The organism is Moraxella pluranimalium (genome assembly GCF_002014825.1).
In the GTDB taxonomy this organism is placed as follows: Bacteria; Pseudomonadota; Gammaproteobacteria; order Pseudomonadales; family Moraxellaceae; genus Moraxella; species Moraxella pluranimalium.
The window spans coordinates 214,599-240,811 of the sequence record NZ_MUYU01000006.1 but is presented as its reverse complement, the minus strand read 5'-3'; the positions used below and the strand labels follow the sequence as shown (position 1 = coordinate 240,811).

Genomic DNA, 26,213 nt, shown 5'->3' with positions numbered 1-26,213 from the left:
AAAAAATAGCAAAAAAATATAGGGGGCTGACCAAATTTTTTATGTAAATAAAAAAGAGCTACGGATTGTAGCTCTTTTTGGATATTGCGATTGCAATTATTGTGCTTGGTTTTGTGATAGTGAACGCACATAGGCTGCAAGTAGCATTACACGTTCGTTACCAAGCTTGGTTTGCCATTCAGGCATCACACCAGCACGACCTTTACGGATGGTCTCTTCGATGGTTTTGCGATCACCACCAAACAGCCAAATATCGTCGGTTAGGTTTGGTGCACCTACTGCAGTCATACCTTTGGCATCTGGACCATGACACGCCACACAGTTGGCCTCAAACATGGCTTTACCTTGAGTCACTTTGGCAGGATCAAGCGTTTCTTGGTTTTGGTTGCCAGAAATGCTCATCACATATTCCGCAGCGGCTTTTACACCTGATTCGCCCAAAGTTTTGGTCCATTCAGGCATCGCACCGACACGACCATTGTGGATGGTCATTAGGATTTGATCCGCTGAACCACCATATAGCCAATCGTTGTCAGTTAGGTTTGGATAGCCCAAGTTACCTTCAGCGTTTGTACCGTGGCATAGTGCGCAGTTTTGTAGGAATAGACGGTTACCGATTTTTTGTGCTTCAGGGTCGGCAGCCAATTTATCTACATAAGGCGCAAGTAGCGCAAGTTGTGCGTCGATTTGCTTTTGTAGCTCTTGGTTCTCTTCGCCATCTTTGCGCTGTGCTTGCAGTTCATTTAGCTTCGCCAATACTGCGGTAGCTTCAGATGCGCCAGCATTTGCCAAGATCACTTGCTCAAAGTTTTCGGTGAAGACTTTGTTGTTCGCTTGCAATTGGCTGTTTAGCTCATTTGCCGAAGTCCAAGGCACTTGTTGACCATCAACTTCAACTGTAGTCACACCTTTCCATACGTTTGGTTGGATTGATGGGAACAGCACAAAATAACCAAGACCCCAAATCAATGTACCAAAGAAAATTACCAACCACCATTTTGGTAGTGGCTTATCATACTCACGGATACCATCGTATTCATGACCAGTTGTGCCATCTTCTTCTAGTTCTGGTTTAGATTTTAGCGTCCAGACCAAAACACCGAAGATGAATAACCAACAGCCTAGCGATAGGATGGTAATCCAAGAACCCCAAAAAAAGCTCATTGTGTATCCTTAGTGCGTTGTTGTGATGACAAGCTGTTGATATCTTTGTCATCTAACGCAAGTTGTGCATCTTCTTCAAAGCGTTTTTTATTTTTTGGTGAGTATGCCCACCATGCGATGCCGATGAATGCAATAAATGCACTCACCGTCGCAATACTATGTAAAACGCCCAAATCCATTAGCGCTGACCTTTCATCGCAATACCAAGCTGTTGTAGGTATGCAACGACCGCATCAAGCTCGGTTGCACCCAAAACTTGGTCAGGTGCAGCCTCAATGTCAGCTTCAGTGTATGGTACGCCAAAACGCTCTTTGAATAGACGCATCTTAGCTTGTACTTTTTGGCCATCCACTTCATTCTTGGCAAGCCAAGGATATGAAGGCATCACTGAATCAGGCACAACAGAACGCGGATCGATCAAATGGTCGATATGCCATTGGTCAGAATAACGTCCGCCCACACGAGCTAGATCAGGACCAGTACGTTTTGAACCCCATAGGAATGGATGGTCCCAAGCTGATTCTGCCGCACGGCTATATGGTCCATAACGCTCTACTTCTGCACGCAGTGGACGTACCATTTGCGTATGGCAAACATGACAACCTTCACGGATATAGATGTCACGGCCTTCAAGCTCTAGTGCAGTCCATGGACGCATATTTGGCAATGGCTTGTTCACACCACCTTCTTCAGGTGCGTTTTTATCAAAAATCAGTGGAACAATCTCAACCAATGTCGCAAAGCTAATTGCGATCACGATAAATGTAACGAGTAAACCTGTATTTTTCTCGAAAACTTCATGAGTCAATTTAGACATTGTTTACCCCTTATGCTTGTGCTGTTGCAGCGTCGTCAGCTTGCTTTTCTGCAGCTGGCTCAACTACGCTTGGCATCTTAATTGTACGATAGCAGTTATATGCCATCACCACCATACCAGCGACATACAAAGCACCACCCAACGCACGGACAACAAATGGCCAGTGTGATACCACAACCGTTTGGATAAAGTCATAAGCCAATGTACCATCTGGGTTGGTTGCACGCCACATCATACCTTGGGTAATACCCGAGATCCATAGAGCGACGATATATAGAACCGTACCGGTCGTTGCCAACCAGAAATGTAGCATGATTAGGCTAGTTGAGTACATTTTTGCTTTGTTATAGATACGTGGCAATAGTACATAAATCGAACCAATCGTTACCATACCAACCCAGCCAAGTGCGCCTGAGTGTACGTGACCAACTGTCCAGTCAGTGTTATGGCTAATAGCATTCACTGCTTTGATTGACAGCATTGGGCCTTCGAAGGTACTCATTGCATAGAATGATAGTGCAACAATCAAGAAACGGATGATTGGGTCAGTACGCAATTTATCCCAGCTACCTGATAGCGTTAGCACACCGTTAATCATACCACCCCAAGATGGTGCGAATAGGATTAGCGAGAATACCATACCCAATGACTGAGTCCAGTCGGGTAGCGCTGAATAATGTAGATGGTGACCACCTGCCCACATATATGAAGCAATCAATGCCCAGAAGTGAACAATCGATAGACGATATGAATACACTGGACGACCTACTTGCACAGGGATGAAGTAGTACATCATACCCAAGAATGCAGCAGTTAGGTAGAAACCAACGGCATTATGACCATACCACCATTGAACCATCGCATCAGTTGCACCGCCAAATAGCGAGTATGATTTCCACAGACCAACTGGAACTGCAAAGCTATTCACGATGTGTAGTAGAGCAATGGTAATGATGAATGCGGCAAAGAACCAGTTTGCTACATAGATGTGTGAAGTTTGGCGCTTGATGATTGTGCCAAAAAATACGATGGCATAAGCAACCCACACCAATGCAATGGCGATGTCGATTGGCCATTCTAGTTCGGCATATTCTTTGGCTGATGTGATACCTAGCGGTAGTGTAATCACCGCAGCGATAATAATCGCTTGCCAGCCCCAGAAAGTAAACCACGCCAAATACGGTGCGAACAATCTGGTTTTACAGGTACGCTGAACGATGTAATATGATGTTGCAAATAGTGCCGATCCCCCAAACGCAAAAATCACCGCATTGGTGTGTAGCGGTCTTAAGCGTCCAAAAGATAGCCAAGAAGTGTCAAAGTTCAATACTGGCCATGCCAACTGCGATGCAATAAATACACCGACAGTCATGCCAACGATGCCCCAAACCACAGCCATGATGGTAAACAATCGCACAATGGTGATTTCGTACTCATGGTCAACAGAGAGTGGGGCTACTGCTGATTTATATAGACTCATTGGATATTTTCCTGTGCAGCCCGATTTATTTAGCGATTCAGTTTTGGTTAACAAATGCCCAAAACTGTACTTGCTTTTGATATTGTGTGTCTATTGTAACGCAAAGTTAGGCAAATATCATCAAATCCGACAAGCAAAAGTGAAAAAATCCCCAATTTTTTTAAGGAATATCTGTTCGGTTTTGACGCATGGTTATATACAAACCGCAAAACCCGATAAAATGCTTGCTTACAAATAATTTGCTTGGCTTGCGTAAGACTAGGTGGGTAATCCCACATTTTCATATATCCATACTAGCAATAAGGTATTGCCAGCGGTTTATCACCTTTTATTATACAACACAATTGTAATTTTTGGGTATATTTTGTAAAAATAATGAAATTTTTTGGCAATATTTGAAAATTTGCTTGTTTTTTATACATTTATTGTGGATTTTCAATGGCTTAGGCGGTATTTGATTTGGCAAATTGGACAAATTTTGGGCAAAATTGACCAATTTTGGCAAAATTTTTGTACTTTTTTATACCAAACTTACATCAAACTATTTCGCACCTGATGATTTTTTGCTTTATAATAGCCCAAAAATCGTACCAAGTTTGATTCTTTGTTTATTATAAAAGGCACTATTATTATGGCAAAATTTCTAAGCCAAGCATGGTTTGACGAAGTTGCAACACTCAATGAGCAAGCAGGCAATCTCAACCTACCGCCAAATTTGGATGCGGTGTTGTTGAATGCTAAAGTAACCGGCACTGACAGCACCGAGCTACACCTAAAACAAGGCAAACTCTATCAAGGCTTGATTGACAATGCCATCAGCACGGTGAGCATCGATAGCGATACACTTAGCCAAATCATCAATTCAGGTGATGTCAATATCGCTATCGAAGCATTTATGATGGGCAAAATTCGCATTGATGGCGATATGACGCAGGTGATGGCACTACAATCTGCCAAGCCAAGCCAAGAACAAAAAGCACTGTATAAACAAATCAAAGCAATGACTGAATTTTGATGGTGCTAAGTGCCTGTGATACTTACACCAAGCATTGATTGCATGGTATTTATCCAAATCTAACATAAGCCTGATGCTTCTTATCAGGCTTTTTTGTTTTTGATTTTGAATGACATTTTTAGAAAAAATCCTGATTTGATTTTAATCATTAAAACTGATGATTGTCTAAAAAAAATTCATCACATTTTATTACAAACAGTGGTAGAATAGACATAATTGCACTCGCTAGGACGCTTATTACTCGGTCATTTTTTTGCAGCACCGAGCAGTCTTGGCGATTTTTTTAGCCCCAGCCAGCCTAAGGTTTGCACCATCAATGTGTGCAAATTTATGTCGCACTTGCAATGCGATGGCAACTGCCAAGGTTTATATTATGTCAGAGCAAGAAAAACCCAAGAAAAAACCCCGCCCTGCACCCGAAAAAATCATCCCAACATCCAAAGACATGGATGCCACCAAAAAACGTGTCCATCCACGATTTGTCACGGGTAAATATCAAAACATCCGCCTATTTAGTATGTATGCCATCTTGATTGGCTTTTTGATTGCACCGTGGATTCGTTGGAATGGTCGCCAAGCGATTTTGTTTAATGTCACTGAGCCGAAGTTTTATATCTTTGGGGCGACATTCATGCCGCAGGATTTTTATTTCTTTGCCTTTGTATTCATCATCGCTGCGTTGATGCTATTTATGGTCACTGTCTATGCAGGTCGTGTGTGGTGCGGTTATGCCTGCCCGCAGACCATCTATGTGCATCTGTATCAGCAAGTAGAAAAATTGGTGCTTGGCGAACGTAACAAGCGCATGAAATTTGACCGTGAACCGATGAGCGGTAGCAAATTTGCCAAACTTGCTTTGATTCATACGATTTGGGGTGTGTTCTCGATTGTGACGGCGTTGACTTTTATGTCGTTTGTCGTCGGGATTGATGAACTGATTTTGAACGGCAATCCACTGTTTTTTATGGAGTGGAGCAAGCTTAGCTGGATTTTCTTTGGTATCATCACCTTTGTGACCCACATCAATGCAGGCTATATGCGTGAACATATGTGCGTGTACATCTGCCCTTATGGTCGTTTCCAGTCAGTGATGTTTGATAAAGACACCTTGATTGTCTCTTATGACTATGAGCGTGGCGAACCGCGTGGCGCACGCAAAAAAGACAGCCACCCTGAAGGCTACGGCGACTGCGTGGACTGCACCATGTGTGTGCAAGTGTGCCCAACTGGTATCGATATCCGTGATGGCTTGCAAGTTGAATGCATTCAATGTGCTGCCTGTATCGATGCCTGTAACGAAATCATGGACAAAGTCGGCTATCCACGTGGTCTGATTCGCTACACCACCGAGCGTCAATTGGTCGAAAAACAAAAGACCAAAATCATCGGCTGGCGTATCTTTGCCTATATCGGCGTGCTGAGTGCGTGTATCGTAGCGGCGGTGCTTGTGGCAACGGGTCGTGCGCCACTTGAGATGGAAATCCGCCATGACCGCAAACAGCTATCTACCATCGGTCGTGATGGTATGGTCAAAAACAGCTATGTGCTTAAGCTAGTCAATAAAACTGACGAACGCAATGTCTATAAGGTCAAGCTTGAAAATGCTAACGGTATGCATCTCAAAGCCCGCTTTGACGAACTACCGCTAGACGCCAACGAGCCTTATGATTTGCCGGTAAACATCACAGCTGACCCTGCGACCTTGCAAGCAGGTAGCACGCCAATTACCATCACTGTGTATAGTAAAGATGGTAAATACAGTGCATCAGCGCAAGATGTGTTCATCTATGAACCGCCAAAAGGCAAAAAATAACCTGCCTAGCCTTAAAAACCAAGCCCTGTTGTGATACAATGGGGCTTGATTTTTGGATACTTACTTGGGAAAAATAATCACATGACTACCCAATCGAACAACAAGCCACAAGCCAATATTTGGTACAAAAACTACATGGTGCTGATTTTTGTCATCGGTCTGCCTGTGTTTGTCGTGATTGTTTGTTTGTATTTTATTTATTTTTCGATAAAAATCCAAGACTCTACCGTGCGTGATGACTGGTATATGGACGGTAAAACCCTATACCAAGATGCTTCTCGAGATAAGATGAGTTATGATTTGGGATTGGCTGGTGTGATGCGTCTCAATACTCAAGGCGATGAGACTCAGGTCAGCTTTGAGCTTCGTTATCCTGATGACAGCCTATCTAGTGGCAAACTTCGTGATGGCTCACCGCTCACCTATCCTGATACTTTGGCGGTGCGTATCTCTCACGCCACCGATGATAGCAAAGACCGTGATTTTACACTTAACCATACCCAAGCCAATCTATATCAAGGCACGGTCAAGCTTGACCCAGATGCCGGCAAATATTATCTGCAAGTTGGCAATGATGGTGCGCACAATTGGCGTTTGGTACAAACCGAGAAATTACCCGCCCAAAATGTGGTTTTCTATCCCCTATCTAGCTTTAAAGAAAGCCAAACCACCTTGCCCGACCAACGGGATAAGCGGATAAATAAAACCAATTAAAAAAGGAGTTAATAAATGAGAATTCTGCCCCTGGTTGCGATAGCTGCATTGTCTTTTTCACACAGTGCATTTGCTGTATTTGGCTATCCCAAAACCATCGTTAATGACGGACTGCTCGCGGTAACCAATCCAAAAGTTCTATTGGCAAATGCCGACTTGAATAAGATTGATTATTCAATTCCTTATAACGAATATGTATACGAGGGGCGTGACGAGGTTATATACTTTGCCAAGATTGCATTTCTTTCTGAAAGAATCAAACAAAATAAAGCTGATGCGACAGATATCATCTACTCTGTTAATAATCTCACAGATGCATATGAGTCTGCACGTTATGACTCTATCAAGCAAAGCCAGCTAGAGAATTATGTATATAGTGATATCATCCCTGCGGTTCGCAACAAATATCCTCTATACAAAAAGACTATTAATCTAGATTTTGGTCCATACGATCAAGCTACCGAACTTGGTGCTATCAAGGTTGATTTGGGTTATTATGACAGCAGTAAAGGCCTGTATACTGCCATGATTAATGCCAACAAGGGGTATTTTACATACAGCCTTTATTCATATGGATTGTTAAACGATTGTTTTTCTGGTTTTAAAATGAACCCTGAAATCGCAAACCAAATCAAAACCTTAGAAAGCCAAAATAATCTTGCTACGGTTAGCGCTGTTGGATATTATCTTACACCGCGACTCTACAACCTTCACGAAGATAAAAGAAAGTTGCGCTATTTGCATCCATTGCCAATTTATGTCTCTATCGCATTTTTTGACAATCAAACTAGACAAGTAATATACAGCAATGCCATTAAAGTAAAATACAATAAAAGCATAAAAGAAATGCAAAAACCAACCATTGTAACCGATGGGTTTGATCCCAATCAGGTTCGTTGCCACTCATATGAGGACTTAGGGTCTGGTTTAGAATTTGTTCAGCAAACATGGCAAGAAAAAATAAAAGTAGATTCAATGCAGTTTAATTAATATATCAAAAAAACCTATCAAGGCAATCACCATGATAGGTTTTTCTATACATCAATTAAGCAGTTTGTGTTTTTTGGGCTTTTTGAGCTTGCTCTTCTTCGGCGATGACTTGACGAGCCACGTGCAAAATCAACTGACGCAACCAGCGATGTGCAGGATGGTGCTGAAGTAGTGGCGACCATGCCATAGTGAGCTCAAACTCTGGGATAAAAAACGGCGGTTCTTTGACGACGATTTGCGAATTATTATCCGCTTGCAGTTTTGCCACACGGGTCGGCAATGTCGCAATCAAATCCTTATTTGCCGCAAGCATCGCAGGCATCTGATAATGACGGGTAAAAACGCTGATTTGGCGTTTTTGTCCAAGTCGTTGTAGCGCTTGGTCGATTGAGCCTAGACCGCCTGATTTTTCGGGATTTACCCCAAAGCCCACGCCCATACCTGTCTTTGAGACCCACACGTGCTGTGCTTTTAGGTAATTTTTGAGATTAAAGCGATTGACATACGGACTTTCGGCGGATAGCAGGCAGCTAAAAGTATCTCGCCACACCAAGACCTGATGAAAGCTTTGGGGGATTTCATTAAAGCGGTTAATCGCCAAATCCACTCGCCCCTGTTCCATATCACGGTACGATACATCCGACGGCGTCAAAAAGTCCAAGATGACATTCGGTGCTTCTGAGCGTAATGCCTTGACTAGGCGTGGTACAAGCGTTGCTTCGGCATAGTCGCTCGTCATAATGCGGAACACTCGAGATGTGCTATAAGGGCGAAACTCGGTGCGTGGCTCGAGCAAGGTTGTGATGTCTGACAGCACTTCACGCACTCGTGGCTGTAGCTCAAAGGCACGCTCGGTCGGCGTCATCCCTTCGGACGAACGCACAAGTAGCGGGTCATTGAACAACGAGCGTAATCGACGCAGAATATTACTCATCGCAGGCTGTGTGATGCCAAGCTGTTCGGCGGCTCGGGTGACATTTTTTTCACGCAAAAGCACATCCAGATAAAACAGCAAATTCAGATCAACTTTTTGTAAATTCATAAAAACAACCTTGTAATTTTGATACCATCACTACAGACTATTGCGTCGTATTTGGCGTTGGCAAGCCAATCTCATGCACGGTATCACGCTGTACGCTGAGTACGCCGGTTAGCTTTTGGTAAGCATTGATGGTATCGTCAATACGATGATAAGTCGGGCGAATGGCAATACCATTAAAATTCTCATAGCTATAAATCAGCTCATCGCCACGGCGTTTGACCATCTCAAGCACGCCTGCTTTGGCAGATGGCTCAAAAAAGATAATCAAATTGCCTGTTTCGGCGGCATTTTGGGCGACTTGTGGGGCATATTTGAGCGCATTATCTGCAGGCAAGCTATGTTTGGGTGCGGTCTTTGGTACGGCGGTTGTCATGCCGTCTTTTTTGGTGATTTTTAGTCCATCATAACTTTGGCAGGCACTGAGTGCCAAAGCTGTCGCCAAAACAATTGCTAATTTTTTCATCTGAGTTTCCTTAATTTATACAATCACAACATCACAGCCGACAGCCACTTGGTCATACAGCCACACCAGCTCATCATTACGCATCCGCACACAGCCGTGCGAGCGTGGCACGCCCATCGGCTCGCTATCAGGCGTACCGTGGATATAGATGTAGCGAGATTTGGTATCAACACAGACACCATCGGCATCACAGCCTTTATTGATGCCATCTTCACAGCCATCGAGCCACAGTATCCGACCCAAAATCCAATCTCGCTCGGGATACTCGCAGGCAAGCTTATCATCATACAGCTCACCGGTGAATTGACGCGCGACAAAGACAGCGTTATTTGGCAAGTCATCACCAAATTTCTCGCCAATCTTATGCTTGCCAAGCGGTGTGCAGCCTGTGCCTTCGGCTTGTCCTGTGCCATTTTTGGCGGTTGAAACCAAAAAACTTCGCAGCACTTGACCGTCTTGGATTAGGCTTAGGGTCTGTGTCTGGGTGTCGATATGTAGCTGTGTCGTCATGGCATTTTCCATGCTTGGTACAGTATTCAGCCACGGTATTCAGCCGATGCATGAACGCCCTACCAAGAAATAATCATCATTTCTAAAATTGATAGTATAACAAAGCTTTGAGCCTTTTGGGTATAAATATCAAAGTTCGCTGACAAAATTTATCATTTTTTTAAGAAATTTTCTGCAAAAGCCCCCACAACAACCGCCAAAATGTTATAATCAGCCATGACCTTATTTCTTTTTGTGATAAATCAAGGATTATGCAATGAGTAATGCAACCATTTTACAGCACCTGCCTGTCGGCAAAAAAGTCGGTATCGCTTTTTCGGGCGGTCTAGACACTTCTGCTGCCCTACTTTGGATGAAACAAAAAGGCGCTGAGCCTTATGCTTATACCGCCAATCTGGGTCAGCCTGATGAAGATGATTATAACGCCATCCCTGCCAAAGCTGAGCAATACGGCGCAGTCAAGGCACGCCTAGTTGATTGCCGCCTACAGCTTGCCCAAGAAGGTATCGCAGCCATTCAGTGTGGTGCATTTCATGTTACCACAGGCGGTATGCCGTACTTTAATACCACGCCACTTGGCCGTGCGGTGACAGGCACGATGCTTGTGTCAGCCATGCGTGAAGATGATGTCAATATCTGGGGTGATGGCTCAACTTATAAGGGTAATGACATTGAGCGTTTTTATCGCTATGGCCTGCTTGCCAATCCTGAGCTAAAAATCTACAAGCCATGGCTTGACCAAACTTTCATCGATGAGCTTGGCGGTCGTGCTGAGATGAGCCAATTCTTGATTGATAATGGCTATGACTACAAGATGAGTAAAGAAAAAGCCTACTCAACTGACTCAAATATGCTTGGTGCAACACACGAAGCCAAAGACCTTGAGTATCTGGATGCCAGCCACAAGATTGTCGAGCCAATCATGGGCGTACGCTACTGGGATGAGACTGTCGAAATCAAACCTGAAACCGTCAGCGTCACATTCGAAGAAGGTGTGCCTGTCGCCATCAATGGTGAGAAATTTGACAGCCTAGTTGATTTGATTCTAAAAGCCAACGAAATCGGCGGTCGCCACGGTCTAGGCATGACTGACCAAATCGAAAACCGCATCATCGAAGCCAAATCTCGTGGTATCTATGAAGCCCCGGGTATGGCACTACTACACATCACCTATGAGCGTCTCGTGACCGGTATCCACAACGAAGACACCATTGAGCAATACCGTATCAATGGTCTGCGTCTCGGTCGCCTACTGTATCAAGGTCGCTGGTTCGACTCACAAGCTCTAATGCTGCGTGAAACAGCACAGCGCTGGGTCGCCAAAGCCATCACAGGTACAGTTACCCTTGAGCTACGCCGTGGTAATGACTACAGCATCCTAAATACCGAGTCACCAAACCTAACCTACGAAGCTGATCGCCTATCGATGGAAAAAGTCGAAGATGCGGCATTTACCCCGCTTGATCGTATCGGACAGCTGACCATGCGTAACCTTGACATCGCCGACACCCGCCAAAAACTGGGTCTGTATGTCCAATCAGGTCTGCTTGGTCTGGGCGGTGGCAATGCTGTGCCACAGCTTGAGAATAAAGGCAAATAAGCCAGTTTTTCTAAAACCATCAAATTCCCAATCGTACTGCGGTTGGGAATTTTTTATCTTTTTTTGCCTATTTATTGGACGCTTTTTTAGGCACTTTTTTAGGTATACAGTATCAATTTGGCTTTTTCTGCTCTGCTTGAGAAATTTATCCTGCAAACAGCTTGACAAAACCGCCCCATACTAGAATAATGACAAGATATTGATTTTTAGCCATTTCATTGAGAAATATTGTATAATTTATCAATCATTACTCAATAGATTATCAGCCAAGCGAGCCTTTTATGACCACTACTCTTACTCTCATTCAGCCTGATGACTGGCACATCCATCTGCGTGATGGTGATGCCCTAGCGACGACTGTGCCACACGCCGCAGGTAGCTTTAACCGTGTGATTTGTATGCCAAATTTGGTGCCGCCTGTCAAAACCACAGAACAAGCCATCGCTTATCGTGAGCGTATCTTGGATGCACTGATGGCAAGTGATTTGGCGCAAGCACGCAAAGATGCCTTTGACCCACGCATGGTGCTGTATCTGACTGACCATACCACGAGCGATGACATCCGTGCCGCAGTCGCATCAGGTGTCGTGTCAGCGGTCAAACTATACCCAGCAGGCGCAACCACCAATTCAGCCGATGGCGTCACCGATATCAAAGGTCGCTACAGTGTCTTTGAGACCATGCAAGAGATTGGCCTGCCACTACTGGTGCATGGCGAAGTGACGCACAGCGATATTGATATCTTTGACCGTGAAAAGCGATTCTTGGATGATGTATTAAGCGATATCATCAGCCACTTCCCATCGCTCAAAGTCGTCTGTGAACATATCACCACAAGCGATGCAGCTGATTTTGTCCTAGCACAAGCTGACAATGTCGCTGCCACCATCACGCCGCAGCATTTATTGTTCAATCGCAATCATCTACTGGTCGGTGGTGTCAAACCGCATTATTATTGCTTACCAATCCTAAAACGCCAAAGCCATCAACAGCGTCTATTACAAGTCGCCACCAGTGGCAATCCGAAGTTTTTCTTGGGTACAGATTCTGCACCGCACGCCACCCACACCAAAGAGTCCGCCTGTGGCTGTGCTGGCTGCTATAGTGCTGTGCACGCCCTACCGCTGTATGCCGCCGCCTTTGAACAGATGAATGCGCTTGATAAGCTTGAAAACTTCGCATCGGTCTTTGGCGCAAACTTCTATGGCTTACCCGTCAATACCAGCACCATCACGCTTATCAAACAAGCCCAAACCATCCCAACTAGCTACACCTATCTTGGCGATAAGACACTGACGCCACTACTGGCAGGCACGGATATCGACTGGCAAGTGGTGAGCCAATGAGTGATGCTGTAACACCGACCATCGCCAATCGCTTTCGTGGATTTTTGCCGGTGGTTGTCGATGTTGAGACCGCAGGGTTCAATGCTGTGACCGATGCACTGCTTGAGATTGCTTGCGTGCCGATTTTGATGGATGAGCAGGGCAAACTGTATCAAGGCGAAGCGCTCAATGCACATATTGAGCCTTTTGCAGGGGCGAACCTTGAACCTGCCGCGCTCAAATTCACGGGCATCAATCCTGACAGCCCATTTCGCAAAGCCATCAGCGAAGACGAAAAAGTCGCCTTACGCCGTATTTTTAAGCAGCTCAAAGCACTCAAAAAAGAACACGGCTGTCGTCAGTGCATCCTTGTGGGTCATAATGCGCATTTTGATTTGGGATTTTTGAATGCGGCGATTGCCCGCACCAACAGCAAAAATCATTCGCCATTTCATGCCTTTAGCGTGCTAGATACCGCAAGCTTTGCCGCCCTTGCCTATGGTCATACGGTGCTTGCTCGCACTTGTATCATGGCAGGGATTGAGTTTGATAATTCGCACGCCCATTCTGCCTTGTACGACACCCAAAAAACCGCCGAACTGTTTTGTCACATCGTCAATCACACACCGCTACTTAGCCCTGTCTACCCAAGCGATGATGCTGATACAGCCGATGGGGATGGGGATGACCATGCCGATGATAATGGCGTAGAATGTTGATTTTAAAAGTTTTTATGAAAAATTTGGAGTAAATTATGCCGTCTTTTGATATCGTATCTGAATTGAATGTCCAAGAAGTCCGCAACGCCATCGGCAATGCCGACAAAGAAATCGCCACTCGTTTTGACTTCAAAGGCAGTGACATCAGCATCGAGCTGAACGAAAAAGCCAAAACCGTCACCATCACCACAGACAATGAGCTACAGGCGGACAATGTCTATGCCATCTTTGAAAAACAGCTCATCAAGCGTGGCGTGGATTTGCAATCGCTTGACCCACAGGACAAGGCACAATCAGGCAAGCACACCAAACAAGTCATCAACCTAAAAGACGGTCTGGATGCCGACAGTGCCAAAAAAATCGCCAAAGCACTCAAAGAATCCGACCTAAAAGTCGCCGCCAGCATCCAAGGCGACAAGGTGCGTGTCACCGACAAGAAAAAGGACAATCTACAAGCAGCGATGGCATTTCTAAAAGAAAAATCCTTTGGCGTACCGCTACAATTCAATAATTTCAAAGATTGATTGATACCAAGCCATCAAACCGTTCGTTCTTTGCCTTTTATGAATCACAGAACGAACGGTTTTTGTTTGTTAAAATAAATCGATGGCTTGGGCTGATTATGGTGGATAATTTGCAATTTAAAATCTATATAAATCAATGAGTTATAAAAATATTATGCATTTTGGCAAAATTTTTATAAAAATCGCTTGACCAACATCAAAACTGTGCTATAATGTGCCCACTTTCGGAACAACGGTGAAAGCGCCGAAAGTTGGTAAAGCAAACTGATACAGATTGACTTTACGACCTAGTGTCCCATTCGTCTAGAGGCCTAGGACACCGCCCTTTCACGGCGGTAACAGGGGTTCGAATCCCCTATGGGATGCCAATATTCTAAAACACGCTTGAGCGATTTGCTTAAGCGTGTTTTTCTTTGTGGGGATTTATACGGCAAGGTGCATGATGTACGCCTTGCCGTGCTACACAGACCCCAAGTTTATAGGAGTAAAGCTAATTAACATCCCTGTTTTTAGAATACAGGCTATTTCATAAATTAAATACACCTTGTGCAAAACCTTATTATTTGGATTTATACAAATAAAATCATATAGAATTTTTCCCAACGCTTCAAAATCCTTAAAAGAAATCAATTCATCTTCGTAATCACCGACCAATACATCCAGTTGTTTATTGATTTCAATAAATATTCCTGTTTTCAATAAAGAATCAAATTCAGATTCTTCAATAATTATTTCAAGTAAATCCCCGCTCTCGCAAACATCGTAATTTAATCTATTTAAAGCATCCATAGATATAGGTATGGAAATTTTTCTTATTTTAGCCATATTTAATTATCTGCTCACCTTGAAATGAGTAACTTCATGATACTCAGCTTTTGTTCTGCCAGTGCGTAGGGAGCGCACGGCGCACCATCAAAACCATTCAATCAATGATGCGTGGTACGCACCCTGCTGGACTATGCTTAAAAACCTACAAAGCCCGCCTTACATAAGCAACGATATACTCTGGATTAGCAGCGAATAAAAATAAGTTTTGTGAACTCGTCATCATGCAAAACTCGGTATGATTATCAGTAGCAAGAGCACCCATAAAATCACCAAGCAACATGTAATAATATTCAGCATTACAAGGAGTTTCGGCAATCATCGGTGGAGTATACCATTCAAGTGTTTCAATGATGGCTGTGCCTTTTTTTCAGAATCGGAAAAGAAGATAAGCGTATCGTCTATTGCACAATAGCTTTGTAGCAACATTGGAATTACCACTTCACAATAATTGGTTTCAAACTCCAAATCATCATCGGTAAAATCAATAGCATAAGGAAATTCTAGCTTGCTATAACCAGCCCTAACAAATAATTCATCACGAATATCTCGATTATAAGTTTTTAAAAAATCATACAGCAGCTTGATCGATTGTTCTGTTGGATTAAACAGCGGCTTGATTTCATTCAAATTTAGATCAAAAAAATGGCAGGTGGATTTCTTGGTTTGTCATGATAATTTACCTTGTTGGATAGTGCGTAGGGTGCGCACGGCGCACCATCAAAACCATTTAGTCAATGGTGTGTGGTATGCACCCTACTAGACTACAGACTTTTTAAAATCAGTAAATTTAATTTGGACAATAATGGTTTTTTCTGTACCAGTACATAGCAACTTTTAATCCATGTTCTTGATAAATATTAAAGGCAATATTATTATTGCATGATGCATATATAATATTATCTTCATTTGGAAGGTTTATATCAATCCATCCATTATTTTTAGCATTATTTTTTATCTTCTCAATGTCACTCAATGTAAAACTATCATAATAATAAATAACAAACACCCCATCTGATCTATTTGTTTCCGATATGTCAGATATTTGTGATATATTTTCAGTTATCTTTTTCATATAATATTTTTGATTTTTAAACATTTCATATCTATATGTAAAATTATACTTATCATATTCATGATATGGACTTGGATCTTTACTGAATAAAAAATAGATAATTATAAAGAAAAACAAAGCAATTATTATAAATGTATTATTCATTGGATTCTCCTTTGACTATTTTTGGGTGCGCACCATACACCATTTATCCAAAATATCTTTTTAAAAGCATGATATCCGCTCAATACACTTTTATCGATATTATAAGCGGTATCGCCAAGTTTGCCTATAGTGCGTAGGTGTTTAAAACAATCTACACCGAGCATCTTGGCTTGAATAAGCTCGCCATTTGACTTGTTATATTATAATAAAAAATGGCAAATCCAATCTGCCAAATGGGGTATCGGTGTCTTTGTACTGTTCCTACTTGGTATGTTTAGCTTTGGTGGCGTGCCACTATAAATCCGCCAAAACAAAAAAATTAGCATCCGATTGGGTGCTAATTTTTTGTCATCATATCAATCACTATCTCGCCAATATTAAAGCCTAAGCACTCATCGCAATCTTGTGGCACATCTCAAGCAAGCGGTTGGCATAGCCCCACTCATTATCATACCAAGCAAAGACCTTAATCAGCTCACCTGCTGCCATCAGCTGACCGCCATCAATCACCAGCGAATGACTATCACCAATAAAATCACTCGACACCAGTGGTGCATCGGTATAACCCATGATACCTGCCATATCGCCTGTGCTCTTGGCTTGTAGTGTGTGGCGAATCTCATCAATGGACACAGCTTGGCTAAGCTTGACCGTCACATCGATGGCAGCGACATTGATGGTCGGCACTCGGATAGAATGACCGTTAATCTTGCCACGCATCGCAGGCAGCACTCGCTCGGTGGCATTGATACTACTTGATGTTGTCGGAATAATATTATGCCCACTGGCGCGCGCACGGCGAAAATCTCGATGCGCTTGGTCAAGCACGCTTTGGTCTGCGGTCACCGCATGAATCTCGGTCATCATCACCGAATGAATATTAAAGGCATCATCAAGCACCGACAATAACGGCACAAGCGCCTGTGTGGTGCAGGACACCCCTGAGATAATCGGCAATTGTCGATTCAGGACACTATCATTCACCCCAATCACCACGCTGGCATCCACTTCATCAAATGGCGCTGCCCCGACGATGACCTGCTTTGCCCCTGCTGTGCGATGGCGACTGGCATCCTGATATGAGCGAAAATGCCCCGTGCATTCAAGTACCACATCAACACCGAGCGCCAACCAAGGCAAGTTTTCAGGCTTAGCTTCATTGACAAGCAAAATCTGCTGTGTCTTTGTACCATGCGTGATACATAGATAACGCTTGTCGTCTTGCATGGCAATCTTGGCAGTCGTCGTCACGCCATAGCACAGATTGGCAAGTCGCCCATGCACGCTATCATACTCAAGCAAATGCAACAGCATCGACGCATCCGCCACATCATTGATCGCCACAATCTCAAGCGTGGCAAACGCATCACAATGCTTGAGATAGGCTCGCAATAAATTGCGCCCAATACGCCCAAAGCCATTGATCGCCAAGCGTAGTTTTTGGTTATGATTCGCTGTCATCAGTGGTTGCCTGTGTTGTGTTGGTATCGATGAATAGTAGCGCAAGACGCACTTGGTTGTAGCTATAAGATTCTCTAAGCTCTTCGACGATGGGTTTTAGGCGGATGCCATCGGCAAATTCGCCTTGCGATTCAAGCAGCTCAAAGGCTTGTTCGACTTCTTGTATCATCTCATCATCCGGTCGATAGCTCGTGATGGTTGGCAGTGCTTCAAGTAGCGATTTGCCATCAGCGCTTTTTGATAATTTTTCATCAGCTTGCGTAGTTTCGATACGCTTAAGCAAATCTTCTAAATGTCCGATGATGGTCGATACTGCCAAATTTCGCTCGGCGGCGATATTCTCAAGCGACATACCCGTTTTCATCAAATCCAATGTCGCTGACAAGGTTGGGCTAAGTAGCACGCCTGTATTATCTGCATCGGCTCGGGCTTTGGCTTGCGCTTTTTTGGCTTGTACGGCTTGTTTTTTTAATGTCAAATGTTTTTCATTTTGGGCAATCTGTACAGGGTTGGTGATACCACCACAAGCATCAATAAAGGCGGTATAGACAGTGGCAAGCATCTCATCATCAAGGATGGCAAATTTCTCGGCGTGCTCAGCAGACAGCTCAATCAATCGCTGATCCACTCGCTGTACCCATTCATCGAGCAATAGGCTTTTTAGGTTAAATCCGAGTAGTTTTAGCCCATCCAATGACCGCAATCTTGATAGCGCCACATAGCCCTGCCCCATCTCAAAGGTCTTGGACAAATCAATCTCGGCAGCATCCAGCGTCATACCCTGTGATTTGTGCACAGTAATCGCCCATGCTAGGCAAAGCGGTACTTGGCAAAAGCTTGCTAGCACTTCGCCGTCGCTACCTTCGACCGTCCATTCTTCAGGCTCGGCAAGCACTTCACCGCCATTATTGAGCCGTACAATCGGATACACCTGCTCATCGACATCATCAGTTTGATAAGTCTTGCCCGATTGCCCCTGCCATCCGACCACCTTGCCCATCGTGCCATTATACACGCCAAGCAGGGGTAAGTTTTTGACAAACATCACTTTTGCGCCAAGCTTGAGTGTCAGCTCGCTTGGTGCTCGCACCGATTTTGCTAGTGCTTCTTGTAGCGGTTTTTCGCCCGAAATGGTCGCAGTAAACAACTGTGGCTTGGTGTCTAGATTGGCAATTTCTTGTAAGTTAATCTTATCAACATCGGCATTATGTGTATATAGACGAGTGCGGTTGAGCTCAATGGTATGATGCAGGGTCTGTGTCAGCACATCGACTGCCTGTTGAGTGACCGTCTGCGAGCGGATTTGGTTCAAAATATCATTGAGCGATAGTCCGTATTGCTCTCTTTCGCCATGTCCTGCTTGGCGGTGCTGTTCGGTCAGATAGCAGATTTGAAAATTACACTCAAGCCAAGCCTTTGACATAAAAGCATATTTTTCTTTGGAAGTTTCGCCTTTTTCGCCCACAGGTGGCAGCTGAAAAAAATCACCCGAAAAAATCACCTGCACGCCACCAAAGGGCATATCATTTTTGCGAAAATATTTCATCACCGCATCAATGGTATCCACCTGCTTAAGATGCAGCATTGAAATCTCATCAATAATCAGCACTTTGGCATTACGCAGGCGATCGACGAACTCTTCACGACTGGCAAGTTTTTGTAGATTTACTTTATCAAATTCATTTTGGATACCAATCCCCGACCATGAATGAATGGTCATGCCATTCATGTGTGTGGCGGCAATGCCTGTGCTGGCGGTGATTGCCACAGGCACGCCACGAACACGCAGATAGTCAATGTATTGGTTGAGCACATAGGTCTTGCCTGCGCCTGCCTGCCCTGTCAAAAAGACATTTTGCCCTGTTTTTAGAATGGATAATGCGGTGGATTGTTTCATTGTGTGTCGATTTGGCAATCAAATAAATTGCTTAGGATAGCATATTTTTGGACTTAATTTGTAGAAATTAGCCATATCTTTTCGCAACAAACCCCAAATAGCTCATGCACAACCATCGAAATGGTTTGAAAATGGACAGATTTCCATTAATCAATTTCATTATTTGCTAATAAGTTACTTGTATTAATCAATGCAATTATCTATAATAATATAACAAACCCATAAAAGGATTTTTTTATGAAACCAGTTATCAAGATTGCTCTAGCTACAGCCTTATGCAGTGGAATTGCCATAACTTCGACCAGTTATGCAGCATATGATGAAAGTAGCAATACTCAAACCACTTGCTATATTTTTAAAAACAACAAAAATATAGCAAAAAGCAAATGCACTTATGATTTTTCAGGCTATAGCGGTGGTGCTGGCACTTGGGGCTCATACACCGTTCGCATTCCACAGCATGGCACTTATGAGCTAGGCGTAACCAATAATAACGGTTCATCCAGAACGCTCATTGGCGATTTTAATGAAAAACCAGCCACTTACCAAAGACGCATTAAAAAATCATTAAAGTTGGCAAAAAACAAGGATTATTCTGAAACCACCATGCCATGCATCAAAAATCGTCAAGGCTTGGAGATTTGCTGGATTGACCACTCTATGCTTTAACCAATATAAGAAAAAAATCGGGCATATCACACGATACGCCCGATTTTATTTAGTTTAGCGGATTAGACCAAAGATTTGACCGCATCTACCACAGCTTCGGTCGTGATACCAAAATGCTCGAACAAGTCCTTAGCAGGTGCTGACTCACCAAAGGTCGTCATACCGATGATTTTGCCATCTAGACCAACAAACTTGTACCAATAATCAACGATACCTGCTTCAACGGCGACACGAGCACGCACCACAGATGGCAGTACTGATTCGATATAGTCGCTTGATTGCTTAACAAAGATTTCGGCACATGGCATTGATACCACACGCACGCCCACGCCCGCGTCAGTCAGCTGTTTGTGTGCATTCATCGCAAGCTCTACTTCTGAGCCTGTGGCGATGATGATGGCTTGTAGCGCGCCTTGCTCGCTTGCCAAGACATAGCCGCCTTTTTCGATGCTTGCGATTTGCTCATCGGTACGTGCTTGGAATGCCAAGTTTTGACGAGATAGGATTAATGATGATGGTGCATTGGTGGTTTGTAGTGCTTTTTTCCAAGCGACTGCTGTTTCGACCGTGTCGCATGGACGCCAAGTGAAGTGATTTGGCGTATTGCGTAGGCTGGCCACTTGCTCAACAGGCTGATGCGTCGGGCCATCTTCACCTAGACCGATAGAGTCATGCGTATAGACATTGATGACACGCTGCTTCATCAGTGCTGACATACGCACCGCATTGCGTGCATACTCCATAAACATCAAGAAAGTCGCTGTATAAGGGATAAATCCGCCGTGTAGTGCTACACCATTAGCAATCGCGGTCATACCAAATTCACGCACGCCATAGTGAACATAGTTACCATCAGCATGATCTTGGACGCCTTTTGCACCTGACCATAGTGTCAAGTTCGAGCCTGCTAGGTCAGCTGAGCCGCCTAGGATTTCAGGTAGATTTGGCGCTAGTGCTGCGATGGCGTTTTGGCTGGCTTTACGAGTTGCGATGGTCTCGCCTTTGTCATTGCAGGCTTTGATGTAGTCATTCGCCACAGTTTCAAAATCAGCAGGCAACTCACCGCTCAAACGACGGCTAAGTTCAGCTGCTTCGGTTGGATAGGCTGCTTGATACTTGGCAAATTGTTCATTCCACGCCGCTTCACGCGCATCACCTGCCTCACGAGCATCCCACGCTTGATAAATCTCATCAGGGATGGCAAATGGCGTACTATCCGCCCAGCCCATCGCTTCACGAGCCAATGCAATCTCATCAGCACCAAGCGGTGCACCGTGGCAGTCTTCTTTGCCTTGCTTATTTGGTGAACCTAGACCGATGATAGTCTTACAGATGATTAGGCTTGGCTTGGTGGTTTCGGCTTTGGCTTCGATGGTGGCTCTACGGATGGCATCTTGGTCATGGCCATCCACATGAAGCACCTGCCAGCCATATGCTTCAAAACGCTTGGCGGTGTCATCACTGAACCAACCTTCCACTTCACCATCAATCGAGATGCCGTTGTCATCATAATAAGCAATCAGCTTGCCCAACCCCAAAGTCCCTGCCAATGAGCACGCTTCATGGCTGACACCTTCCATCAAACAGCCATCACCCAAGAATGCATAGGTGTAGTGGTCAATGATGGCATTATCCGCTTTGTTAAACTGTGCTGCCAAAGTCTTCTCAGCCAAAGCAAAACCGACCGCATTGGCGATACCCTGACCCAATGGACCTGTGGTAGTCTCGATGCCATCAGCATAGCCATGCTCTGGATGACCTGCAGTTTTTGAATGTAACTGACGGAAATTTTTAATGTCATCTAGGCTAAGATTATAGCCGCTTAGATGCAATAGTGCATAAATCAGCATTGAGCCATGACCATTAGATAATACAAAGCGGTCACGGTTTGCCCAGTTGGCATTGTTTGGGTTGTGGCTTAGAAATTCACGCCACAGCACTTCGGCGATATCCGCCATACCCATTGGCGCACCTGGATGGCCTGAGTTGGCTTGTTGAACCGCATCCATCGCTAGAATACGGATGGCATTGGCATTTGGTCGTTGATTCAGTTGGGTTGGCATAGTATCCACCTAAGTTTTAAGAAATTTTTATAAAAAAATAAAATAATATCAATATCAAAGCATCAAATAGCTTGTTGATTGGTCATTGGCAAGATAAATCAAGCCAAAATTACGCAGTAATCACTGTCGCACCGCCCATATAAGGCTGTAGCACAGCAGGGATAGCCACTGAGCCATCAGCGTTTTGATGGTTTTCAAGAATCGCAAGCAATGTGCGACCAACTGCCAAGCCTGAGCCATTTAGCGTATGCACCAGCTCAGTTTGCTTGCCGTCTTTTAGGCGTGCTGCCATACGGCGTGCCTGAAAATCACCGCAGTTTGAGCAGCTTGAGATTTCACGGTAGGTATCCTGCGACGGTAGCCACACTTCGATGTCATAGGTCTTGACCGCACTAAAGCCCATATCGCCTGTACATAGCTGCACCACACGGTACGGCAGCTCAAGCGATTGTAGGATGTATTCAGCTTGAGCAGTCATGTCCTCAAGTGCTTGCATCGATGTATCCGCTTTGACGATTTGTACCATCTCGACTTTTTCGAATTGATGCTGACGGATCAGACCACGGGTATCACGGCCTGCCGAGCCTGCTTCAGAGCGAAAACATGGCGTATGTGCGGTCAGCTTAATCGGCAAATCGCTTGGTGACAAGATGGTGTCACGCACGCTGTTGGTCAATGGCACTTCTGATGTCGGGATTAGATAATATTCTTTGTCGCCACGCAGTTTGAATAAATCTTCTTCAAACTTCGGTAGCTGACCTGTGCCTTGTAAGCTGTCGGCATTGACCATGTACGGCACATACATCTCAGTGTAGCCATACTTTGTAGTGTGTGTATCTAGCATAAACTGAATCAATGCACGATTTAGGCGAGCAACCGCCCCTTTTAGCACGCTAAAACGAGCACCTGTCAATTTGGCAGCCATCTCAAAATCCAGCATATCAAGCTGTTCGGCGACATCGGTATGATCTTTGATCTCAAAATCAAAGGCTCTTGGCACCCCCCAGCGACGCACTTCGACATTGTCATTTTCATCATTACCCACAGGCACGCCATCGGCAGGGATATTTGGGATTTGTAGGCTTGCATTGGTGATGGTTGCTTGCAAATCACGCAGTTCGTTTTCGGCGGTTTTCATCGCTTCAGAAACCGCTTGCATCTGATTCATCAGCTCAGTAGCATCTTCTCCGTTACGCTTGAGCTCACCGACTTTTTTAGCACCTGCGTTCTTTTGGGCTTGTAGCTCTTCGGTTTTTACTTGAATGGATTTTCGCTGCTCTTCCACTGACTGCCAAAAAGCGATGTCGAGCTCATAGCCACGAGTTGCCAATTTTGCCTTAAGTTCGTCTAAATTACCACGCAAAAATTTTGGGTCTAGCATATCAAAAATCCTATCAAAGCATTTTGGGTGATTAACAAACCTAGTAGCCCAAAATGTTTTTGTAAAGTTTATACTGTTTTTACTAAGTTTAAAAATTTATGTATGACACATAAATACTTGCCAATGATAGCAAATTTTCCCCAAAATTTCAGCCAATTTCATCATTTCATGCCAATTTGCCCAAAAAATTTTTGCAAATTCCAAGTTTTGGTTTATTTTTTTGTATAAAATGGTAATATAAGCACAGTCTTTTTATGGAAATGAAAATTATGTCAAAAGCGTTGTACCCTTATACCCTAAAGCCTGTTGCCCTAAACATGACCGAAGCGGAGTTTCGTGCGGCACAGCTTGCCCTGTTTGACAAAAGCTCAAGCCATTATTCCATCAAATCCATCAAGCCAAAAGAGTGGATTGTGATGGCGATTGCTGTGGCTGCTGCGATTGCTGGTCTTGTGTTTGTCAGTGGCTATTCGACCATTATTTTTTGGTTGATGCTTGTGCTTGTGGGTTTGTATCTACTGGCGCGCACATTGGGTCTTAAATGGTATATGCAAAGAGAATACCAAAAACAAGTCGCTAGCACCGAGATGCCTGAGCAGATGAGTGGCATTCAGCTTGGCGTGCAGTCGCATGGCTTGGTTATGGCAATCCCTGCACCGCAAACCATCATGAACTCGCCACAGATGCGTGGTATGCAGATGAAAACCGCACCAACCCAATCGGCGGTAATTGGCTGGGATACAGTAACCAGCTGGGATGAGACGGATGAATTTTTGTTTATGATGTTTGAAATGAAAGGTCAAAAAGGCAGCCAAATCATTCCAAAACGCCTAGATAAGCAAGGTTTGCCAATTGACACCATCAAAAAACACCTAAGCGAAGTCAAGCCAAAGGGTTTGGAATCTGTGATGCAAACTGCCAATAGCTGATTTATAAGCTTAAAATAAAAAGCGAGAATGGATGTTCTCGCTTTTTTTGTATGATACACAATCAGCAAATAAAACAGCGATAACCTGATGATTATCGCTGTTTTTTATCGTCACTTAAACTCAGTTTTGACGATAGTTCGGTGCTTCTTTGGTGATTTGGACATCATGGACGTGCGATTCTTTCATACCTGCTGATGTCACTTTGACAAAGGTGGTATTAGCACGCATCTCTTCGATGGTGCGGCAGCCTGTGTAGCCCATTGATGATTTTAGGCCACCTGCCAGCTGATTAATGATGCCTGCCACTGGACCTTTGTATGGTACACGGCCTTCGATACCTTCTGGGACAAGTTTTTCAACACCGTCTTTGGCATCTTGGAAATAGCGGTCTGATGAGCCGTTTTGACCACTCATCGCACCTAGCGAGCCCATGCCACGATACGCCTTGTAGTAGCGACCTTGAAATAGCTCAACTTCACCTGGCGCTTCTTCGGTGCCTGCCAATAGACTACCCACCATGATGCACGACGCACCTGCTGCGATGGCTTTTGCCATATCGCCTGAGAAGCGGATACCGCCATCAGCGATCAATGGGATACGGTCTTTGAGTGCGGTGGCGACATTGTCAATCGCACTGATTTGCGGTACACCAATACCTGCGATGATACGCGTGGTACAGATAGAGCCAGGGCCGATACCGACTTTGACAGCGTTTGCACCTGCATCCATCAAGGCAAGTGCTGCATCGCCTGTTGCGATATTACCGCCGATGACTTGGATGTTTGGATAGTTTTTCTTGATCCATGCCACACGGTCGATGACGCCTTTTGAGTGGCCATGTGCTGTATCGACGATGATGACATCGACATTAGCATCAATCAAGGCTTCAACACGTGCTTCGGTATCTGCACCTGTACCGACAGCGGCACCGACACGCAGACGGCCACGGCTGTCTTTGGCGGCATTTGGGTTATTTTCAGCTTTGGTGAAGTCATTGACGGTGATGAGACCTTTTAGGCGAAAATCATCATCGATCACCACGACTTTTTCGATACGGTGCTTATGAAGTAGCTCTTTGATACGCTCTTGAGACTCACCTTCTTTGACAGTCACCAGCTTATCTTTTGGTGTCATGACATTGGACACAGGCTGATTTAGGTTGGTTTCAAAGCGTAAATCACGGTGCGTCACGATACCCACAACCTGATTGCTACCTGCTTCGACGACAGGTACACCACTGATTTTGTGCTCACGAGTGATGCGTAGCAAATCGCCCACAGTGGCATCAGGATTGACAGTGATAGGGTCGGCAACTGTACCTGCTTCGAATTTTTTGACATGGCGGACACGGCGGGCTTGGTGTGCGATGTCCATGTTTTTGTGAATGATGCCCAGACCGCCAAGCTGAGCCATCGCAATCGCCATCTTGGATTCGGTGACGGTATCCATCGCTGCTGAGATGATTGGCAGATTTAGGTTGATGTCGGTGGTTAGGCGAGTGGTTAGGTTGGTTTCTTTTGGTAGGACTTCTGAGTAGGCAGGTAAGAGCAAGACATCGTCAAATGTCAAGGCATCGTAGGCAATGCGTAGCAT

25 protein-coding genes and 1 tRNA gene are annotated in these 26,213 nt (G+C 44.5%); 11 read left to right on the top strand and 15 right to left on the bottom strand.

The annotated features are described in order from the left end of the window. Positions 1-96: 96 nt before the first annotated feature. The 4 genes from ccoP to ccoN are packed head-to-tail and all read right to left on the bottom strand — an operon-like array spanning position 97 to position 3,461. On the bottom strand, positions 97-1,164 hold the full coding sequence (ccoP, locus tag B0680_RS02320; protein WP_078253436.1) for a cytochrome-c oxidase, cbb3-type subunit III: 1,068 nt from the start codon (positions 1,162-1,164) through the stop codon (positions 97-99). Next, a complete protein-coding gene (locus B0680_RS02315; protein WP_078253435.1) occupies positions 1,161-1,343 on the bottom strand; it encodes a cbb3-type cytochrome oxidase subunit 3 in 183 nt (60 codons plus the stop codon). The genes ccoP and B0680_RS02315 overlap by 4 nt, the downstream gene beginning before the upstream one ends. Then, complete coding sequence (gene ccoO, locus B0680_RS02310; RefSeq protein WP_078253434.1) at positions 1,343-1,981, bottom strand: cytochrome-c oxidase, cbb3-type subunit II; 639 nt, start codon at positions 1,979-1,981, stop codon at positions 1,343-1,345. Before ccoO ends, B0680_RS02315 begins: the two co-directional genes overlap by 1 nt. A gap of 10 nt (positions 1,982-1,991) precedes the next feature. Further along, on the bottom strand, positions 1,992-3,461 hold the full coding sequence (ccoN, locus tag B0680_RS02305; protein WP_078253433.1) for a cytochrome-c oxidase, cbb3-type subunit I: 1,470 nt from the start codon (positions 3,459-3,461) through the stop codon (positions 1,992-1,994). A 631-nt stretch (positions 3,462-4,092) separates the two neighbouring features. On the opposite strand from ccoN, the gene B0680_RS02300 reads away from it, so the two are divergent. From B0680_RS02300 to B0680_RS02285, 4 genes are all read left to right on the top strand, one after another. Then, the gene (locus tag B0680_RS02300; protein WP_078253432.1) at positions 4,093-4,476 is read left to right on the top strand and encodes an SCP2 sterol-binding domain-containing protein; all 384 of its coding nucleotides are present in this window, start codon (positions 4,093-4,095) and stop codon (positions 4,474-4,476) included. A gap of 373 nt (positions 4,477-4,849) precedes the next feature. After that, on the top strand, positions 4,850-6,289 hold the full coding sequence (gene ccoG / locus B0680_RS02295) for a cytochrome c oxidase accessory protein CcoG (protein ID WP_078253550.1): 1,440 nt from the start codon (positions 4,850-4,852) through the stop codon (positions 6,287-6,289). Between the two features lie 81 nt (positions 6,290-6,370). Next, complete coding sequence (locus B0680_RS02290) at positions 6,371-7,003, top strand: FixH family protein (protein ID WP_078253431.1); 633 nt, start codon at positions 6,371-6,373, stop codon at positions 7,001-7,003. 15 nt (positions 7,004-7,018) lie between these two features. Then, a complete protein-coding gene (locus B0680_RS02285; RefSeq protein WP_078253430.1) occupies positions 7,019-7,993 on the top strand; it encodes a hypothetical protein in 975 nt (324 codons plus the stop codon). A gap of 55 nt (positions 7,994-8,048) precedes the next feature. Here the strand turns inward: B0680_RS02285 and B0680_RS02280 are convergent, their stop codons facing one another. Genes B0680_RS02280 through B0680_RS02270 form a run of 3 tightly spaced genes read right to left on the bottom strand, consistent with a single transcriptional unit; the run spans position 8,049 to position 10,008 of the window. Then, positions 8,049-9,035: a LysR family transcriptional regulator gene (locus B0680_RS02280; RefSeq protein ID WP_078253429.1), complete on the bottom strand. Its 987-nt coding sequence runs from the start codon at positions 9,033-9,035 to the stop codon at positions 8,049-8,051. A 37-nt stretch (positions 9,036-9,072) separates the two neighbouring features. Further along, positions 9,073-9,498, bottom strand: coding sequence for a hypothetical protein (locus B0680_RS02275; RefSeq protein ID WP_078253428.1), 426 nt, complete (start codon positions 9,496-9,498; stop codon positions 9,073-9,075). A gap of 15 nt (positions 9,499-9,513) precedes the next feature. Then, on the bottom strand, positions 9,514-10,008 hold the full coding sequence (locus tag B0680_RS02270) for a L,D-transpeptidase (protein ID WP_143821326.1): 495 nt from the start codon (positions 10,006-10,008) through the stop codon (positions 9,514-9,516). A 256-nt stretch (positions 10,009-10,264) separates the two neighbouring features. Here B0680_RS02270 and argG point away from each other — a divergent pair, with 256 nt between their 5' ends. The 5 genes from argG (at position 10,265) to B0680_RS02245 (ending at position 14,544) form a co-directional block, all read left to right on the top strand. Continuing rightward, entirely contained in the window at positions 10,265-11,608 is a 1,344-nt protein-coding gene (gene argG / locus B0680_RS02265; RefSeq protein ID WP_078253426.1) for an argininosuccinate synthase, read from the top strand. A gap of 281 nt (positions 11,609-11,889) precedes the next feature. Beyond that, on the top strand, positions 11,890-12,954 hold the full coding sequence (gene pyrC, locus B0680_RS02260; protein WP_078253425.1) for a dihydroorotase: 1,065 nt from the start codon (positions 11,890-11,892) through the stop codon (positions 12,952-12,954). Continuing rightward, complete coding sequence (gene rnt / locus B0680_RS02255) at positions 12,951-13,652, top strand: ribonuclease T (RefSeq protein WP_078253424.1); 702 nt, start codon at positions 12,951-12,953, stop codon at positions 13,650-13,652. The genes pyrC and rnt overlap by 4 nt, the downstream gene beginning before the upstream one ends. Before the next feature lie 35 nt (positions 13,653-13,687). Beyond that, positions 13,688-14,176 carry a YajQ family cyclic di-GMP-binding protein gene (locus B0680_RS02250; protein ID WP_078253423.1) on the top strand — a complete coding sequence of 163 codons (489 nt, stop codon included), beginning with the start codon at positions 13,688-13,690 and terminating at the stop codon, positions 14,174-14,176. A gap of 292 nt (positions 14,177-14,468) precedes the next feature. Next, a tRNA-Glu gene (locus tag B0680_RS02245) sits at positions 14,469-14,544 on the top strand. Between the two features lie 91 nt (positions 14,545-14,635). On the opposite strand, the gene B0680_RS02240 is transcribed toward B0680_RS02245, so the two are convergent. The 5 genes from B0680_RS02240 to B0680_RS02220 form a co-directional block, all read right to left on the bottom strand. After that, positions 14,636-15,001 carry a hypothetical protein gene (locus B0680_RS02240; RefSeq protein ID WP_078253422.1) on the bottom strand — a complete coding sequence of 122 codons (366 nt, stop codon included), beginning with the start codon at positions 14,999-15,001 and terminating at the stop codon, positions 14,636-14,638. A gap of 318 nt (positions 15,002-15,319) precedes the next feature. After that, positions 15,320-15,631 carry a hypothetical protein gene (locus B0680_RS02235; RefSeq protein WP_078253421.1) on the bottom strand — a complete coding sequence of 104 codons (312 nt, stop codon included), beginning with the start codon at positions 15,629-15,631 and terminating at the stop codon, positions 15,320-15,322. 160 nt (positions 15,632-15,791) lie between these two features. Next, positions 15,792-16,220, bottom strand: a complete 429-nt coding sequence (locus B0680_RS02230; protein ID WP_078253420.1) for a hypothetical protein — start codon at positions 16,218-16,220, stop codon at positions 15,792-15,794. 384 nt (positions 16,221-16,604) lie between these two features. After that, entirely contained in the window at positions 16,605-17,681 is a 1,077-nt protein-coding gene (locus B0680_RS02225) for a type I glyceraldehyde-3-phosphate dehydrogenase (RefSeq protein ID WP_078253419.1), read from the bottom strand. Then, positions 17,665-19,578: a helix-turn-helix domain-containing protein gene (locus B0680_RS02220; RefSeq protein ID WP_078253418.1), complete on the bottom strand. Its 1,914-nt coding sequence runs from the start codon at positions 19,576-19,578 to the stop codon at positions 17,665-17,667. Before B0680_RS02220 ends, B0680_RS02225 begins: the two co-directional genes overlap by 17 nt. 237 nt (positions 19,579-19,815) lie before the next feature. Between B0680_RS02220 and B0680_RS02215 the strand changes: the two genes are divergently transcribed. Beyond that, on the top strand, positions 19,816-20,247 hold the full coding sequence (locus tag B0680_RS02215) for a PA14 domain-containing protein (protein ID WP_078253417.1): 432 nt from the start codon (positions 19,816-19,818) through the stop codon (positions 20,245-20,247). Positions 20,248-20,309: 62 nt separating this feature from the next. Here B0680_RS02215 and tkt read toward each other — a convergent pair whose 3' ends face one another. Both tkt and serS read right to left on the bottom strand, forming a co-directional pair. Continuing rightward, a complete protein-coding gene (gene tkt / locus B0680_RS02210; RefSeq protein WP_078253416.1) occupies positions 20,310-22,310 on the bottom strand; it encodes a transketolase in 2,001 nt (666 codons plus the stop codon). Between the two features lie 109 nt (positions 22,311-22,419). Beyond that, on the bottom strand, positions 22,420-23,691 hold the full coding sequence (gene serS / locus B0680_RS02205; protein WP_078253415.1) for a serine--tRNA ligase: 1,272 nt from the start codon (positions 23,689-23,691) through the stop codon (positions 22,420-22,422). Positions 23,692-23,960: 269 nt separating this feature from the next. Here serS and B0680_RS02200 point away from each other — a divergent pair, with 269 nt between their 5' ends. Next, a complete protein-coding gene (locus B0680_RS02200; protein ID WP_078253414.1) occupies positions 23,961-24,620 on the top strand; it encodes a YcxB family protein in 660 nt (219 codons plus the stop codon). Between the two features lie 120 nt (positions 24,621-24,740). Here the strand turns inward: B0680_RS02200 and guaB are convergent, their stop codons facing one another. Further along, positions 24,741-26,213 carry an IMP dehydrogenase gene (guaB, locus tag B0680_RS02195; protein ID WP_078253413.1) on the bottom strand — a complete coding sequence of 491 codons (1,473 nt, stop codon included), beginning with the start codon at positions 26,211-26,213 and terminating at the stop codon, positions 24,741-24,743.